This is a genomic window from Pseudomonas sp. 11/12A (assembly GCF_000800055.1).
Lineage (GTDB): Bacteria > Pseudomonadota > Gammaproteobacteria > Pseudomonadales > Pseudomonadaceae > Aquipseudomonas > Aquipseudomonas mohnii.
The window spans coordinates 956,187-971,315 of sequence record NZ_JUGV01000001.1 but is presented as its reverse complement, the minus strand read 5'-3'; the positions used below and the strand labels follow the sequence as shown (position 1 = coordinate 971,315).

Here is a 15,129-nt window from a genome sequence, read left to right as displayed (position 1 = left end):
ACACCCCATGCAGCTCTCTTCGCTCACTGCGGTTTCCCCTGTTGACGGCCGCTACGCCGGCAAAACCCAGGCCCTGCGCCCAATTTTCAGCGAGTACGGCCTGATCCGTGCCCGCGTCCTGGTTGAAGTACGCTGGCTCCAGCGTCTGGCCGCTCACCCTGCCATCAGCGAAGTGCCGGCGTTCTCCGCCGAAGCCAACGCGGTGCTGAACACCCTGGCGGAAAACTTCTCTCTGGAGCACGCCGAGCGTGTCAAAGAGATCGAACGCACCACCAACCACGACGTAAAAGCCATCGAATACCTGCTCAAAGAGCAAGCGGCCAAGCTGCCGGAACTGGCCAAGGTCAGCGAGTTCATCCACTTTGCCTGCACCAGCGAGGACATCAACAACCTGTCCCACGCCCTGATGCTGCGCGAAGGCCGCGATGACGTGATGCTGCCGCTGATGCGCCAGACCGCCAACGCCATCCGCGAACTGGCCATCCGTTTCGCCGACGTGCCAATGCTGTCGCGCACCCACGGTCAACCGGCTTCGCCGACTACCCTGGGCAAAGAGCTGGCGAACGTGGTTTACCGTCTGGAGCGTCAAATCGCTCAAGTCGCTGCCGTTCCGCTGCTCGGCAAGATCAACGGCGCCGTCGGCAACTACAACGCACACCTGTCGGCCTACCCTGAGATCGACTGGGAAGCCAACGCCCGCGCCTTCATCGAAGACGAACTGGGCCTGGGCTTCAACCCGTACACCACGCAAATCGAGCCGCACGACTACATCGCCGAGCTGTTTGATGCGATCGCCCGCTTCAACACCATCCTGATCGACTTCGACCGCGACATCTGGGGTTACATCTCCCTGGGCTACTTCAAGCAGCGCACCATCGCTGGCGAAATCGGTTCGTCGACCATGCCGCACAAGGTCAACCCGATCGACTTCGAAAACTCCGAAGGCAACCTGGGTATCGCCAACGCACTGTTCCAGCACCTGGCGAGCAAACTGCCAATCTCCCGCTGGCAGCGCGACCTGACCGACTCCACCGTTCTGCGTAACCTCGGTGTCGGCTTCGCCCACAGCGTGATCGCGTACGAAGCAAGCCTCAAAGGCATCAGCAAGCTGGAGCTCAACGAGCAGAAAATCGCCGCCGACCTGGACGCGTGCTGGGAAGTCCTGGCCGAGCCCATCCAGACCGTGATGCGCCGCTACAACATCGAAAACCCGTACGAGAAGCTGAAAGAATTGACCCGCGGCAAGGGCATCAGCCCTGAAGCGCTGCAGACTTTCATCGACGGCCTGGACATGCCGGCCGCCGCCAAGGCCGAACTGAAATTGCTCACCCCGGCAAACTACATCGGTAACGCTGCAGAGCAAGCTAAACGCATCTGATCGACCGCTTGACCCTTTTAAGACGCCCGGCCGCGCCGGGCGTTTTTATTCCCGTATGAAAAGTGCATTTTTTCAATAGGTTACACATGAATCCTGACATTCCTCTTCAACTTTTGGGCGGCATCACGGCACGGGAGTTCCTGCGCGACTACTGGCAGAAAAAGCCGCTGTTGATCCGTCAGGCCATCCCAGACTTCGAAAGCCCGCTCGATGCCGACGAATTGGCCGGCCTGGCGCTGGAAGAAGAAGTCGAATCGCGCCTGATCATCGAGCACGGCGAGCGCCCTTGGGAACTGCGCCGCGGCCCGTTTGCCGAGGACGAATTCAGCAAGCTGCCGGAACGCGAGTGGACCCTGCTGGTACAAGCCGTGGACCAGTTCGTTCCGGAAGTCGGCGAACTGCTGGAGCACTTCCGCTTCCTGCCGAGCTGGCGCATCGACGACGTAATGATCAGCTACGCGGCACCAGGTGGCAGCGTCGGCCCGCATTTCGACAACTACGACGTGTTCCTGCTGCAAGGCCACGGCAAGCGCAACTGGAAGATCGGCCAGATGTGCGACTCCGAAAGCCCGCTGCTGCAGCACGCGGACTTGCGCATCCTCGCCGAATTCGAAGCGACCGATGAATGGGTCCTGGAACCGGGTGACATGCTCTACCTGCCACCACGCCTGGCCCACTGCGGCGTCGCGGTCGATGACTGCCTGACTTACTCCGTCGGTTTCCGCGCACCGAGCGCCGCTGAAGTGCTGACCCACTTCACTGACTTCCTCAGCCAGTTCCTGCCTGACGAAGAGCGCTACACCGACGCCGACGCCCTGCCAGCGGTCGATCCGCACCAGATCCAGCACGACGCCCTCGACCGCCTGAAAGGCCTGCTGGCCGAACACATGAGCGATGAGCGCCTGCTGCTGACCTGGTTCGGCCAGTTCATGACCGAGCCACGCTATCCGGAATTGGTCGTCGGCCCGGAAGACGTCGAAGAGGAAGACGTCCTCAGCGCGCTCGAACAGGGCGCCGTACTGATCCGCAACCCAAGCGCACGTCTGGCCTGGTCGGAAGTCGATGATGACTTGCTGCTGTTCGCCAGCGGCCAGAGCCGTTATCTGCCGGGCAAACTGCGCGAGCTGCTGAAGATGATCTGCGCCGCCGATGCGTTGCACAGCGACAACCTTGGTCAGTGGCTGAGCGATGAAGATGGCCGCAGCCTGCTGTGCGAGCTGGTCAAGCAAGGTAGCCTGGGGTTTGCCGATGAATAAGATTCACGTACGTGTCGCAGACTGGCAGAAGGACAACGCCGAGATCCGGCGCATTCGTGAGACGGTGTTCGTCGCCGAGCAATGCGTTCCACCTGAACTTGAGTGGGATGCCGACGACGCGACTGCCGTGCACTTCCTGGCATTCGAAGGCGACTTTCCAATCGGTACCGCCCGCCTGCTGCCTGACGGTCATGTTGGCCGGGTGTCGGTACTCAAGGATTGGCGCGGCCTGAAAGTTGGCGATGCGTTGATGCAAGCGGTCATCGGCGAAGCCGAAAAACGCGGGCTAAAACAACAGATGCTCAGCGCCCAGGTCCAAGCCACGGCGTTCTATGAGCGCCTGGGCTTCAGCATGGTCAGTGAGGAGTTCCTGGAAGCAGGGATTCCGCATGTCGACATGGTTCGCCATTCGGCTTGATACCTGTGGTGAGGGGGCTTGCTCCCTCACCACAAAAGCAACACGCAAACACCACAAAACGCCTCGCCATTTTCGGATGCCGGGGCGTTTTGCTGTCTACGATTCAACTTGCCCCATTGCGGGCCGACAAAGTGGCACTATCAAGCCTTTGATTGCGGAGATAACGGATATGTCCCTACGCACCCTGCTCACCACGCTGTTGGTGACCTGCAGTTTTTCGGTCATGGCAGCCACCGAAATCGTGCCATTGAACTACCACACCAGCGCCGATATGTTGCCGGTCGCACAGGATTTCATCGGCAAGGACGGCCAGGTCAGCGCTTACGGAAATCAGCTTATAGTCAACGCTGATCAGCGCAAGATCGACGAACTTAAAGCCCTTCTTTCCCAGCTCGACACGGCGCCAAAACGCCTGCTGATCACTGTCGATACCAGTGACAACAACACCCAGGGCGACCAGGGCTATTCAGTGAACGGCGCCAAGCCCAACCAGACCCGCATCATCAGTTACAACACCGCCAGCCGTAATGGCGGCATTCAGCAAGTCCAGACCAGCGAAGGCACGCCAGCACTGATCCAGGTCGGCCAGAGCGTACCGCTCACCAGCAGCCAGACCGACTCCTACGGCGACCTGCGCAGCCAGACCGAATACCGCAACGTCACTCAGGGGTTCTATGTCACCGCCAGCGTCACCGGTGACATCGTTCACCTGTCGATCAGCACCAACCATGACCGCATGAGTCAGGAACGTCCCGATGTAGTGAACGTACAAAGTACCGACACAACTGTCACCGGACACTTGGGCGAATGGATCCTGCTGGCTGGCGTAAACGGCCAGACACAGGCCGACAAACAAGGCCTTACCCGCAGCTACTCGACTCAAGGCCGGGATGACATGACGCTACGGGTGAAAGTCGATACCTTGGACTAAGTCACCGAAAACTGACTGGCAAGTCGTATTAGACCAAAGATGTAGTGCTTAAAAAAAAGCACTACAAAGTGTTTGACGAGCTAAAAAACCGAAGGCATGATGGCCTCGCTCCCGCTAATCAGAGGCCCCGGCAAGGGCCTTCGAGTCGCCGCTTGCAACTTACCCCACGCAAGCCGATTCGTGTCTATACCGCCCACAAGGTGTGTTTGACGAGGTTGTCGACTGGAACGAAGTTGTCCCGAGGGACGGAAGCGTAATTAGGTAACCCGGCACCACACTGATGTTCGCACCAAGGCCCACGACGCCCGAATGCGCCCGCAGTTCGCCCGTACCTGCTCACTTCCCCTCGAGCCCATCGTTCATCCCGTCGCCTCCCCCGCCGAACCCGACTTGACCGCTTAAGCTTCTGGTCAGCGAGCAGCCTCTTACGCCAATTTCGGGATGCGTACGTGGCAGGAGCAGGAATTTTCCACCCCAAGACCTATGCGACGAGGTTTATCTCCATGGCACTGACACGCGAACAGCAAATTGCAGCCCTCGAAAAAGACTGGGCTGAAAACCCGCGCTGGAAAGGCGTGACACGCACTTACTCCGCTGCTGACGTCGTCCGCCTGCGTGGCTCGGTTCAACCTGAGCACACTTTTGCAAAAATGGGCGCCGAAAAGCTGTGGAACCTGGTTACCCAAGGTGCCAAGCCAGCCTTCCGTCCTGAGAAAGATTTCGTCAACTGCATGGGCGCCCTGACCGGCGGCCAGGCTGTGCAACAAGTCAAGGCCGGCATCCAGGCGATCTACCTGTCAGGCTGGCAAGTAGCTGCGGACAACAACTCCGCCGAATCGATGTACCCGGACCAGTCGCTGTACCCGGTGGATTCGGTTCCAACCGTGGTCAAGCGCATCAACAACTCGTTCCGTCGTGCCGACCAGATCCAGTGGAAAGCCGGCAAGAACCCAGGCGACGAAGGCTACATCGACTACTTCGCGCCAATCGTGGCTGACGCTGAAGCCGGTTTCGGCGGCGTACTGAACGCTTACGAACTGATGAAGAGCATGATCGAAGCGGGCGCCGCCGGCGTTCACTTCGAAGACCAACTGGCCTCCGTCAAGAAGTGCGGCCACATGGGCGGCAAGGTACTGGTTCCAACCCAGGAAGCCGTACAGAAGCTGACCGCTGCTCGTCTGGCTGCTGACGTTGCCGGTACTCCGACCATCATCCTGGCTCGTACCGACGCTAACGCTGCTGACCTGCTGACTTCCGATTGCGATCCGTACGACCAGCCATTCGTCACTGGCGAACGTACCCAGGAAGGCTTCTACAAAGTGCGCGCCGGTCTCGACCAGGCTATCGCTCGCGGCCTGGCCTACGCGCCGTATGCCGACCTGATCTGGTGCGAAACCGCCAAGCCTGATCTGGAAGAAGCTCGTCGCTTCGCCGAAGCGATCAAGAAGGAATACCCGGACCAACTGCTGTCGTACAACTGCTCGCCTTCCTTCAACTGGAAGAAAAACCTGGACGACGCGACCATCGCCAAGTTCCAGCGCGAACTGTCCGCCATGGGCTACAAGCACCAATTCATCACCCTGGCCGGCATTCACAACATGTGGCACAGCATGTTCAACCTGGCGCACGACTACGCCCGCAACGACATGACTGCCTACGTGAAACTGCAGGAGCAGGAATTCGCCGACGCCGCCAAGGGTTACACCTTCGTGGCTCACCAGCAGGAAGTGGGCACCGGCTACTTCGACGACATGACCACCGTGATCCAGGGTGGCTCGTCGTCGGTAACCGCACTGACCGGTTCGACCGAAGAAGAACAGTTCCACTGATCTGCTTCACCTGAAATACCAGCCGCCGCGGACGGGATAGAAAGCTAACCGCAGCGCTGCACATCTGACGCCCCGACTGGTTCGGGGCGTTTTTTTGCCTGCGCTCCAACGAACGCCCCCTTCTTTAGGAGCGAGCCAGCTCGCGATGACCCTGAGGACGCCGCGGCGTGTCAGCCCCCCCAGCGTCATCGTTGACCACCATCGCGAGCAGGCTCGCTCCTACAGGGGTTGGTGGCGATCTGGAAAAATACTGATCCAAAGCGGCATCAACATCGGAAAAATCCGCTAAAAAGATCACCGCCGCTACTTCAAGTAACGCGCATATAAGACAACTTAACGAACACTGACCCGTTAAACAGATTAAAAACCAACGCAAACAATATTGATTATCATTCATGCAGGGCTGTGTTCGTTACATCCCCTACAAAACATAATTGACGAAATGCCATCTAATGCCCGTAACGCAAGGGCTACAGCGCTTTTGCCGCTCGCCATGTCCTTATTCCTATAAATAATTTCGCTATAGGAATTTTACTTGCCGAGTGTTTAGCCATAAAATCAGCGGGATTGATTGCTGCGACATATCGTCACTGCGTTGTTTCTTTTCAAGCTCAGAGACCTTTGCTCTCTGTTAAGGATTACCAGCATGCCCGAAGCGACAGGACTCATGGCCCACAACTGGGGCTTTGCCATTTTCCTTCTGGGCGTAGTCGGCCTCTGTGCCTTCATGCTCGGCGTCTCCAGCCTCCTCGGGTCAAAAGCCTGGGGCCGCAGCAAAAACGAACCGTTCGAGTCCGGCATGCTACCTACAGGTGGCGCCCGCTTGCGGCTCTCTGCCAAATTCTATCTGGTCGCGATGCTCTTCGTGATCTTCGATATCGAAGCCCTCTTTCTCTTTGCATGGTCTGTGTCCGTCCGCGAAAGCGGCTGGACCGGATTCGTCGAAGCTCTCGTTTTCATAGCAATTCTGTTGGCAGGTCTTGTCTACCTATTCCGAGTGGGCGCCCTTGACTGGGCTCCGGAAGCTCGGCGCAAGCGGCAAGCGAAGCTGAAACAATGAGGCTTTGGCAATGCAATACAATCTCACCAGGATCGACCCCGATGCTCCTAACGAGCAGTATCCGATTGGCGAACGGGAAACCGTTTCCGATCCGTTAGAAGATCAAGTCCACAAAAACATTTTCATGGGCAAGCTCGAAGACGTGCTTAACGGCACGATCAACTGGGGGCGCAAGAACTCCCTGTGGCCGTATAACTTCGGCCTTTCGTGCTGCTATGTGGAAATGACCACCGCCTTCACGGCGCCCCACGACATCGCGCGCTTTGGCGCCGAGGTTATCCGGGCATCACCGCGTCAGGCGGATTTCATGGTTATCGCCGGTACCTGCTTCATCAAGATGGCGCCGATCATTCAGCGTCTCTACGAGCAAATGCTCGAACCTAAATGGGTCATCTCCATGGGTTCGTGCGCCAACTCCGGTGGCATGTACGACATCTACTCTGTCGTTCAAGGGGTGGACAAGTTCCTGCCCGTGGACGTCTACGTGCCTGGCTGCCCGCCCCGCCCTGAAGCTTTCCTGCAAGGCTTGATGCTGTTGCAGGAGTCGATTGGCCAGGAGCGTCGCCCTCTTTCCTGGGTCGTTGGCGATCAAGGCGTTTACCGCGCCGAGATGCCTTCCGAGAAGGAAAAGCGCCGCGAACAGCGTATTCAGGTAACCAACCTGCGCAGCCCCGACGAAGTCTGATCCAGATCTGCTGTTTCAAAGAAACGAGAAGCTGGCTTCATTCTTTACGTTGACCGAAAGCGATAAAAAAATCATGACTACAGGCAGTGCTCTGTACATCCCGCCTTATAAGGCAGACGACCAGGATGTGGTCGTTGAATTGAACAACCGTTTTGGCCCCGAGGCGTTCACCGCCCAGCCTACCCGCACCGGCATGCCGGTGCTTTGGGTTGCCCGTGCCAAACTCGTCGAAGTCCTGACTTTCCTGCGTAACCTGCCCAAGCCGTACGTCATGCTCTATGACCTGCACGGCGTGGACGAGCGTCTGCGCACCAAGCGTCAAGGGCTGCCGAGCGGCGCCGACTTCTCTGTGTTCTATCACTTGATGTCGATCGAACGTAACAGCGACGTCATGATCAAGGTTGCCCTCTCCGAGAGCGACCTCAGCCTGCCGACCGTCACCAGCATCTGGCCGAACGCCAACTGGTACGAGCGTGAAGTCTGGGACATGTACGGCATTGACTTCAAAGGCCACCCTCACCTGTCGCGCATCATGATGCCGCCGACCTGGGAAGGTCACCCGCTGCGCAAGGACTTCCCTGCGCGCGCCACCGAATTCGATCCGTACAGCCTGACCCTGGCCAAGCAACAGCTCGAGGAAGAAGCCGCGCGCTTCAAGCCTGAAGACTGGGGCATGAAGCGTTCCGGCCCGAACGAGGACTACATGTTCCTCAACCTCGGCCCGAACCACCCTTCGGCGCACGGTGCGTTCCGCATCATCCTGCAGCTGGACGGCGAAGAGATCGTCGACTGCGTACCGGACATCGGTTACCACCACCGTGGCGCCGAGAAGATGGCCGAGCGTCAGTCCTGGCACAGCTTCATTCCGTACACCGACCGTATCGACTACCTCGGCGGCGTGATGAACAACCTGCCGTACGTGCTCTCGGTCGAGAAGCTGGCCGGCATCAAGGTACCCGAGAAGGTCGACGTCATTCGCATCATGATGGCCGAGTTCTTCCGGATCACCAGCCACCTGCTGTTCCTGGGTACCTACATCCAGGACGTCGGCGCCATGACCCCGGTGTTCTTCACCTTCACCGACCGCCAGAAGGCGTACACGGTGATCGAAGCCATTACCGGTTTCCGTCTGCACCCGGCCTGGTACCGCATCGGTGGCGTCGCCCACGACCTGCCACGCGGCTGGGAAAAGCTGGTGAAGGATTTTGTCGAGTGGATGCCAAAGCGTCTGGACGAATACCAGAAAGCCGCCCTCGACAACAGCATTCTGCGTGGCCGTACCATCGGCGTCGCGGCCTACAACACCAAGGAAGCCCTGGAATGGGGTGTCACCGGTGCCGGCCTGCGTTCGACCGGTTGCGACTTCGACCTGCGCAAGGCGCGTCCTTACTCGGGCTACGAGAACTTCGAATTCGAAGTGCCGCTGGCCGCCAACGGCGATGCCTATGACCGCTGCATCGTGCGCGTCGAGGAGATGCGCCAGAGCATCAAGATCATCGAGCAGTGCATGCGCAACATGCCGGAAGGCCCGTACAAGGCGGATCACCCGCTGACCACGCCGCCACCCAAAGAGCGCACCCTGCAGCACATCGAGACCTTGATCACGCACTTCCTGCAAGTTTCGTGGGGCCCGGTGATGCCGGCCAACGAATCCTTCCAGATGATCGAAGCGACCAAGGGCATCAACAGTTATTACCTGACGAGCGATGGCGGCACCATGAGCTACCGCACCCGGATTCGCACCCCAAGCTTCCCGCACCTGCAGCAGATCCCTTCGGTGATCAAAGGCAGCATGGTCGCGGACTTGATCGCGTACCTGGGTAGTATCGATTTCGTTATGGCCGACGTGGACCGCTAAGCATGAACAGCACGCTTATCCAGACAGACCGTTTCGCCCTGAGCGAAACCGAGCGCTCGGCCATCGAGCACGAGCTGCATCACTACGAAGACCCGCGCGCGGCGTCGATCGAAGCCCTGAAGATCGTCCAGAAGGAACGTGGCTGGGTGCCGGATGGCGCCCTGTACGCCATCGGCGAGATCCTCGGCATTCCGGCCAGCGACGTTGAAGGCGTGGCGACGTTCTACAGCCAGATCTTCCGTCAACCGGTTGGCCGCCACATCATTCGCGTCTGCGACAGCATGGTCTGCTACATCGGCGGCCACGAGTCCGTGGTCAGCGAAATCCAGAGCAAGCTCGGCATCGGCCTGGGTCAGACCACCGCCGATGGTCGTTTCACCCTGCTGCCGGTCTGCTGCCTCGGCAACTGCGACAAGGCGCCGGCGTTGATGATCGACGACGACACGTTCGGTGATGTACAGCCAGCAGGCGTCGCCAAATTGCTCGAGGGCTACGTATGACCCTGACTTCCTTCGGCCCGGCCAACCGCATCAAGCGTTCGGCCGAGACTCACCCGCTCACCTGGCGTCTGCGTGACGACGGCGAAGCCGTCTGGCTCGACGAGTACCAGGCCAAGAACGGTTACGCCGCTGCCCGCAAGGCCTTCGCCGACATGGCCCAGGACGACATCGTCCAGACCGTGAAGGACGCCGGCCTCAAGGGTCGTGGTGGTGCAGGCTTCCCCACTGGCGTGAAGTGGGGCCTGATGCCCAAAGACGAATCCATCAACATCCGCTACCTGCTGTGCAACGCGGATGAAATGGAACCCAACACCTGGAAAGACCGCATGCTGATGGAGCAACTGCCCCATCTGCTGATCGAAGGCATGCTGATCAGTGCCCGCGCACTGAAAACCTACCGTGGCTACATCTTCCTGCGTGGCGAATACACCACCGCCGCCAAGCACCTCAACCGTGCCGTGGAAGAAGCCAAGGCCGCAGGCCTGCTGGGTAAAAACATTCTGGGCAGCGGCTTCGACTTCGAGCTGTTCGTCCACACCGGCGCCGGGCGTTACATCTGCGGTGAAGAAACCGCACTGATCAACTCCCTCGAAGGCCGCCGCGCCAACCCGCGCTCCAAGCCGCCCTTCCCGGCCGCCGTTGGCGTGTGGGGCAAACCGACCTGCGTAAACAACGTCGAAACCCTGTGCAACGTACCGGCGATCATTGCCGACGGCGTGGACTGGTACAAATCGCTGGCCCGCGAAGGCAGCGAAGACATGGGCACCAAGCTCATGGGCTTCTCCGGCAAGGTCAAGAACCCTGGCCTGTGGGAACTGCCATTCGGCGTGACCGCGCGCGAGCTGTTCGAAGACTATGCCGGTGGCATGCGCGACGGCTACAAGCTCAAGTGCTGGCAGCCGGGCGGCGCCGGTACCGGCTTCCTGTTGCCGGAGCACCTGGACGCACAAATGTACGCCGGCGGCATCGCCAAGGTGGGCACCCGTATGGGTACCGGCCTGGCCATGGCGGTCGACGACAGCGTCAACATGGTGTCCCTGCTGCGCAACATGGAGCAGTTCTTCGCTCGCGAATCCTGTGGTTTCTGCACCCCTTGCCGCGATGGCCTGCCATGGAGCGTCAAGCTCTTGATGGCTATCGAGAAAGGTCAGGGTCAGCCAGGCGACATCGAGACCCTGCTGGGTCTGGTCGGCTTCCTCGGCCCAGGCAAGACCTTCTGTGCTCACGCACCGGGCGCCGTGGAGCCGTTGGGCAGCGCAATCAAATACTTCCGTCCAGAGTTCGAAGCCGGCATCGCGCCCACCAGCGCCGCCGTCCCGCCTCTGGCAAGGCCGATCGTAGTCGGCGCGTAAATGCTTAAAAAGGCGAAGGGTCCGTGCCCTTCGTCTTTCGTTCGATGACGCCTTTAAAGGGCTGTTTGGATTCGGACGAACAACAAGATTCCATTAGCCACGCCCGCTGACACCGGGCCAACGAAGAACTTTGAACCATGGCCACTATCCACGTAGACGGCAAAGAGCTCGAAGTCGATGGGGCAGACAACCTGTTACAGGCATGTCTGTCGCTAGGCCTCGATATCCCTTATTTCTGCTGGCACCCTGCCCTGGGCAGCGTTGGCGCTTGCCGCCAGTGCGCGGTCAAGCAGTACACCGACGAGAACGACACCCGTGGTCGCATCGTCATGTCCTGCATGACCCCTGCCACCGACAACACCTGGATCTCCATCGAAGATGAAGAATCCAAGGCCTTCCGCGCCAGTGTTGTCGAATGGCTGATGACCAACCACCCTCACGACTGCCCGGTCTGTGAAGAAGGCGGTCACTGCCACCTGCAAGACATGACGGTAATGACCGGCCACAACGAGCGCCGTTACCGCTTCACCAAGCGTACCCACCAGAACCAGCAACTGGGCCCGTTCATTTCCCACGAAATGAACCGCTGCATCGCTTGCTATCGCTGCGTGCGCTTCTACAAGGACTACGCCGGCGGCACCGACCTCGGCGTGTTCGGCGCCCACGACAACGTGTACTTCGGTCGCGTTGAAGACGGCACCCTGGAAAGCGAGTTCTCCGGCAACCTCACCGAGGTCTGCCCGACCGGTGTGTTCACCGACAAGACTCACTCCGAGCGCTACAACCGCAAGTGGGACATGCAGTTCTCGCCGAGCATCTGCCATGGCTGCTCCAGCGGTTGCAACATCTCCCCGGGCGAACGCTACGGTGAGCTGCGTCGTATCGAAAACCGTTTCAACGGTTCGGTAAACCAGTACTTCCTGTGCGACCGTGGCCGTTTCGGCTATGGCTACGTCAACCGCGAGGACCGTCCGCGTCAGCCACTGCTGGCCAACGGCACCAAGCTGGGCCTCGACGAAGCCCTGGATAAAGCCGCCGACCTGCTGCGCGGCCGCAACATTGTCGGTATCGGTTCGCCCCGCGCCAGCCTCGAAAGCAACTACGCGTTGCGCGAACTGGTCGGTGCCGAGCACTTCTACTCCGGTATCGAAGCCTCCGAACTGGAGCGCATCCGCCTGGTCCTGCAAGTGCTGAAAGACAGCCCGCTGCCAGTACCGAACATGCGCGACATCGAAGACCACGACGCCGTGTTCGTCCTCGGTGAAGACCTGACCCAGACCGCTGCACGCATGGCCCTGGCCCTGCGCCAATCGGTCAAGGGCAAGGCCGAAGACATGGCCGAAGCCATGCGCGTACAGCCTTGGCTCGACGCCGCGGTGAAGAACATCGGTCAGCACGCGCTGAATCCGCTGTTCATCGCCAGCCTGGCTGAAACCAAGCTCGACGACGTGGCTGAAGAGTGCGTTCACGCCGCGCCGGACGACCTGGCCCGCATCGGTTTCGCCGTGGCTCACGCCCTCGACGCCAGCGCGCCTGCTGTTGAAGGCCTGGACGCCGAAGCCCTCGAATTGGCCAAGCGCATCGCCGACGCCCTGCTCGCGGCCAAGCGCCCACTGATCATCGCCGGTACTTCCCTGGGCTCCAAAGCCTTGATCGAAGCCGCCGCGAACATCGCCAAGGCTCTGAAACTGCGCGAGAAGAACGGTTCCATCAGCCTGATCGTGCCAGAGGCCAACAGCCTCGGCCTGGCCATGCTCGGTGGCGAATCGGTCGATGCAGCCCTGCAAGCGGTGATCGACGGCAAGGCCGACGCCATCGTCGTGCTGGAAAACGATCTGTACACCCGTACCGACAAAGCCAAGGTCGATGCCGCCCTGACCGCCGCGAAAGTGGTGATCGTGGCGGACCATCAGAAGACCGCCACCAGCGATCGTGCGCACCTGGTCTTGCCGGCTGCGAGCTTCGCCGAAGGCGACGGTACCCTGGTCAGCCAGGAAGGCCGTGCCCAGCGCTTCTTCCAGGTTTTCGACCCGCAATACATGGACGCCAGCATCCTGGTTCACGAAGGCTGGCGCTGGCTGCATGCCCTGCGTTCGACCCTGCTGAACCAGCCGATCGACTGGACGCAGCTAGACCACGTCACCGCTGCGGTCGCCTCGAGCACCCCGCAACTGGCGGCCATCGTCGACGCGGCACCGTCCGCCGCGTTCCGCATCAAGGGCCTGAAACTGGCGCGCGAACCGCTGCGTTACTCCGGTCGTACCGCCATGCGCGCCGACATCAGCGTGCACGAACCCCGTACACCGCAGGACAAAGACACCGCGTTCGCCTTCTCGATGGAAGGTTACTCGGGCTCGGTCGAACCACGTCAGCAAGTGCCATTCGCCTGGTCTCCGGGCTGGAACTCGCCGCAAGCCTGGAACAAGTTCCAGGACGAAGTCGGTGGTCACATTCGCGCTGGCGACCCGGGCACCCGCCTGATCGAAACCACCGGTGATTCGCTGAAGTGGTTCGCCAACGTTCCGCGCGCGTTCAACCCGGCCCAGGGCACCTGGCAGGTTGTGCCGTTCTTCCACCTGTTCGGCAGCGAAGAAACCTCTTCGAAAGCCGCGCCGGTTCAGGAACGCATCCCGGCGGCCTACGTTGCCCTGGCCAAGTCCGAAGCCGACCGCCTGGGTGTCAACGACGGCGCACTGCTGAGCTTGAACGTGGCTGGCCAGACCCTGCGCCTGCCACTGCGCATCAATGAAGAACTGGGCGCCGGCCTGGTGGCATTGCCAGCGGGCATCGCCGGCATTCCGCCAGCGATCTTTGGCAAATCCGTTGACGGTCTGCAGGAGGCAGCTCAATGACCTTGTTCACTCCTGAAGTGATCGACATCATCATCGCGGTCCTCAAGGCCGTGGTGATTCTGCTGGCCGTGGTGGTCTGCGGTGCACTGCTGAGCTGGGTCGAGCGTCGTTTGCTCGCCCTCTGGCAGGATCGTTACGGTCCGAACCGCGTGGGTCCGTTCGGCGCATTCCAGATCGCCGCCGACATGATCAAGATGTTCTTCAAGGAAGACTGGACGCCACCGTTCGCCGACAAGATGATCTTCACCTTGGCACCGGTCGTGGCCATGAGCGCCCTGCTGATTGCCTTCGCGATCATCCCGATCACCCCGACCTGGGGCGTGGCGGACCTGAACATCGGCATCCTGTTTTTCTTCGCCATGGCCGGTCTGTCGGTCTACGCGGTGCTGTTCGCCGGCTGGTCGAGTAACAACAAGTTCGCCCTGCTGGGCAGCTTGCGGGCTTCGGCACAAACCGTGTCGTACGAAGTGTTCATGGGCCTGTCGCTGATGGGCATCGTGATTCAGGTCGGCTCGTTCAACATGCGCGACATCGTTGATTACCAGGCCCAGCACCTGTGGTTCATCATTCCGCAGATCTTCGGTTTCCTGACCTTCTTCATCGCTGGCGTGGCCGTGACTCACCGTCACCCGTTCGACCAGCCGGAAGCGGAACAGGAACTGGCCGACGGTTACCACATTGAATACGCCGGCATGAAATGGGGCATGTTCTTCGTCGGCGAGTACATCGGCATCGTGCTGATCTCGGCGCTGCTGGTGACCTTGTTCTTCGGTGGCTGGCACGGTCCGTTCGGCATCCTGCCGCAGATCCCGTTCATCTGGTTCGCACTGAAAACCGCGTTCTTCATCATGATGTTCATCCTGTTGCGCGCTTCGATTCCGCGCCCACGGTATGACCAAGTGATGGATTTCAGCTGGAAGTTCTGCCTGCCGCTGACCCTCGTCAACATGCTGGTGACCGCTGCGATCGTGTTGCTCAACACGCCCGCCGTCGCGGCTCAGTGAGGATAG

Annotated in this window: 13 protein-coding genes; 12 read left to right on the top strand and 1 reads right to left on the bottom strand. The window is 60.1% G+C overall.

What is annotated here, in order from left to right; all coding sequences use genetic code 11:
- Window positions 1–7: 7 nt before the first annotated feature.
- The 5 genes from purB to aceA all read left to right on the top strand — a co-directional run bounded on the left by purB (window position 8) and on the right by aceA (window position 5,812).
- Window positions 8–1,378 carry an adenylosuccinate lyase gene (purB, locus tag GQ39_RS04540; RefSeq protein WP_047527676.1) on the top strand — a complete coding sequence of 457 codons (1,371 nt, stop codon included), beginning with the start codon at window positions 8–10 and terminating at the stop codon, window positions 1,376–1,378.
- Between the two features lie 86 nt (window positions 1,379–1,464).
- Window positions 1,465–2,634, top strand: a complete 1,170-nt coding sequence (locus GQ39_RS04535) for a ribosomal protein uL16 3-hydroxylase (protein WP_047527674.1) — start codon at window positions 1,465–1,467, stop codon at window positions 2,632–2,634.
- Window positions 2,627–3,052: a GNAT family N-acetyltransferase gene (locus GQ39_RS04530; RefSeq protein WP_047527672.1), complete on the top strand. Its 426-nt coding sequence runs from the start codon at window positions 2,627–2,629 to the stop codon at window positions 3,050–3,052. The genes GQ39_RS04535 and GQ39_RS04530 overlap by 8 nt, the downstream gene beginning before the upstream one ends.
- Window positions 3,053–3,221: 169 nt before the next feature.
- Window positions 3,222–3,983, top strand: a complete 762-nt coding sequence (locus GQ39_RS04525; protein WP_047527670.1) for a secretin N-terminal domain-containing protein — start codon at window positions 3,222–3,224, stop codon at window positions 3,981–3,983.
- 503 nt (window positions 3,984–4,486) lie between these two features.
- A complete protein-coding gene (gene aceA, locus GQ39_RS04520) occupies window positions 4,487–5,812 on the top strand; it encodes an isocitrate lyase (RefSeq protein WP_020799541.1) in 1,326 nt (441 codons plus the stop codon).
- Window positions 5,813–5,936: 124 nt separating this feature from the next.
- On the opposite strand, the gene GQ39_RS32145 is transcribed toward aceA, so the two are convergent.
- Complete coding sequence (locus GQ39_RS32145) at window positions 5,937–6,209, bottom strand: hypothetical protein (RefSeq protein ID WP_152613958.1); 273 nt, start codon at window positions 6,207–6,209, stop codon at window positions 5,937–5,939.
- A gap of 249 nt (window positions 6,210–6,458) precedes the next feature.
- Between GQ39_RS32145 and GQ39_RS04515 the strand changes: the two genes are divergently transcribed.
- The 7 genes from GQ39_RS04515 to nuoH all read left to right on the top strand — a co-directional run bounded on the left by GQ39_RS04515 (window position 6,459) and on the right by nuoH (window position 15,123).
- On the top strand, window positions 6,459–6,872 hold the full coding sequence (locus GQ39_RS04515; RefSeq protein ID WP_003223812.1) for an NADH-quinone oxidoreductase subunit A: 414 nt from the start codon (window positions 6,459–6,461) through the stop codon (window positions 6,870–6,872).
- 10 nt (window positions 6,873–6,882) lie between these two features.
- Window positions 6,883–7,557 carry a NuoB/complex I 20 kDa subunit family protein gene (locus tag GQ39_RS04510; protein WP_047527662.1) on the top strand — a complete coding sequence of 225 codons (675 nt, stop codon included), beginning with the start codon at window positions 6,883–6,885 and terminating at the stop codon, window positions 7,555–7,557.
- A 73-nt stretch (window positions 7,558–7,630) separates the two neighbouring features.
- The gene (nuoC, locus tag GQ39_RS04505; protein WP_047538433.1) at window positions 7,631–9,415 is read left to right on the top strand and encodes an NADH-quinone oxidoreductase subunit C/D; all 1,785 of its coding nucleotides are present in this window, start codon (window positions 7,631–7,633) and stop codon (window positions 9,413–9,415) included.
- 2 nt (window positions 9,416–9,417) lie between these two features.
- Entirely contained in the window at window positions 9,418–9,915 is a 498-nt protein-coding gene (nuoE, locus tag GQ39_RS04500; protein ID WP_007970445.1) for an NADH-quinone oxidoreductase subunit NuoE, read from the top strand.
- On the top strand, window positions 9,912–11,267 hold the full coding sequence (gene nuoF, locus GQ39_RS04495; RefSeq protein ID WP_047527659.1) for an NADH-quinone oxidoreductase subunit NuoF: 1,356 nt from the start codon (window positions 9,912–9,914) through the stop codon (window positions 11,265–11,267). Before nuoE ends, nuoF begins: the two co-directional genes overlap by 4 nt.
- 137 nt (window positions 11,268–11,404) lie before the next feature.
- Window positions 11,405–14,119, top strand: a complete 2,715-nt coding sequence (gene nuoG, locus GQ39_RS04490) for an NADH-quinone oxidoreductase subunit NuoG (protein WP_047527657.1) — start codon at window positions 11,405–11,407, stop codon at window positions 14,117–14,119.
- Complete coding sequence (gene nuoH / locus GQ39_RS04485; protein ID WP_047527655.1) at window positions 14,116–15,123, top strand: NADH-quinone oxidoreductase subunit NuoH; 1,008 nt, start codon at window positions 14,116–14,118, stop codon at window positions 15,121–15,123. The genes nuoG and nuoH overlap by 4 nt, the downstream gene beginning before the upstream one ends.
- The last annotated feature ends 6 nt before the right edge of the window (window positions 15,124–15,129 follow it).

Bases quoted from the DNA above. Each gene is read 5' to 3' on its own strand.
- purB (WP_047527676.1), top strand. From the start codon at position 8: ATGCAGCTCTCTTCGCTCACTGCGGTTTCCCCTGTTGACGGCCGCTAC.
- GQ39_RS04535 (WP_047527674.1), top strand. From the start codon at position 1,465: ATGAATCCTGACATTCCTCTTCAACTTTTGGGCGGCATCACGGCACGG.
- GQ39_RS04530 (WP_047527672.1), top strand. From the start codon at position 2,627: ATGAATAAGATTCACGTACGTGTCGCAGACTGGCAGAAGGACAACGCC.
- GQ39_RS04525 (WP_047527670.1), top strand. From the start codon at position 3,222: ATGTCCCTACGCACCCTGCTCACCACGCTGTTGGTGACCTGCAGTTTT.
- aceA (WP_020799541.1), top strand. From the start codon at position 4,487: ATGGCACTGACACGCGAACAGCAAATTGCAGCCCTCGAAAAAGACTGG.
- GQ39_RS32145 (WP_152613958.1), bottom strand. From the start codon at position 6,209: ATGAATGATAATCAATATTGTTTGCGTTGGTTTTTAATCTGTTTAACG.
- GQ39_RS04515 (WP_003223812.1), top strand. From the start codon at position 6,459: ATGCCCGAAGCGACAGGACTCATGGCCCACAACTGGGGCTTTGCCATT.
- GQ39_RS04510 (WP_047527662.1), top strand. From the start codon at position 6,883: ATGCAATACAATCTCACCAGGATCGACCCCGATGCTCCTAACGAGCAG.
- nuoC (WP_047538433.1), top strand. From the start codon at position 7,631: ATGACTACAGGCAGTGCTCTGTACATCCCGCCTTATAAGGCAGACGAC.
- nuoE (WP_007970445.1), top strand. From the start codon at position 9,418: ATGAACAGCACGCTTATCCAGACAGACCGTTTCGCCCTGAGCGAAACC.
- nuoF (WP_047527659.1), top strand. From the start codon at position 9,912: ATGACCCTGACTTCCTTCGGCCCGGCCAACCGCATCAAGCGTTCGGCC.
- nuoG (WP_047527657.1), top strand. From the start codon at position 11,405: ATGGCCACTATCCACGTAGACGGCAAAGAGCTCGAAGTCGATGGGGCA.
- nuoH (WP_047527655.1), top strand. From the start codon at position 14,116: ATGACCTTGTTCACTCCTGAAGTGATCGACATCATCATCGCGGTCCTC.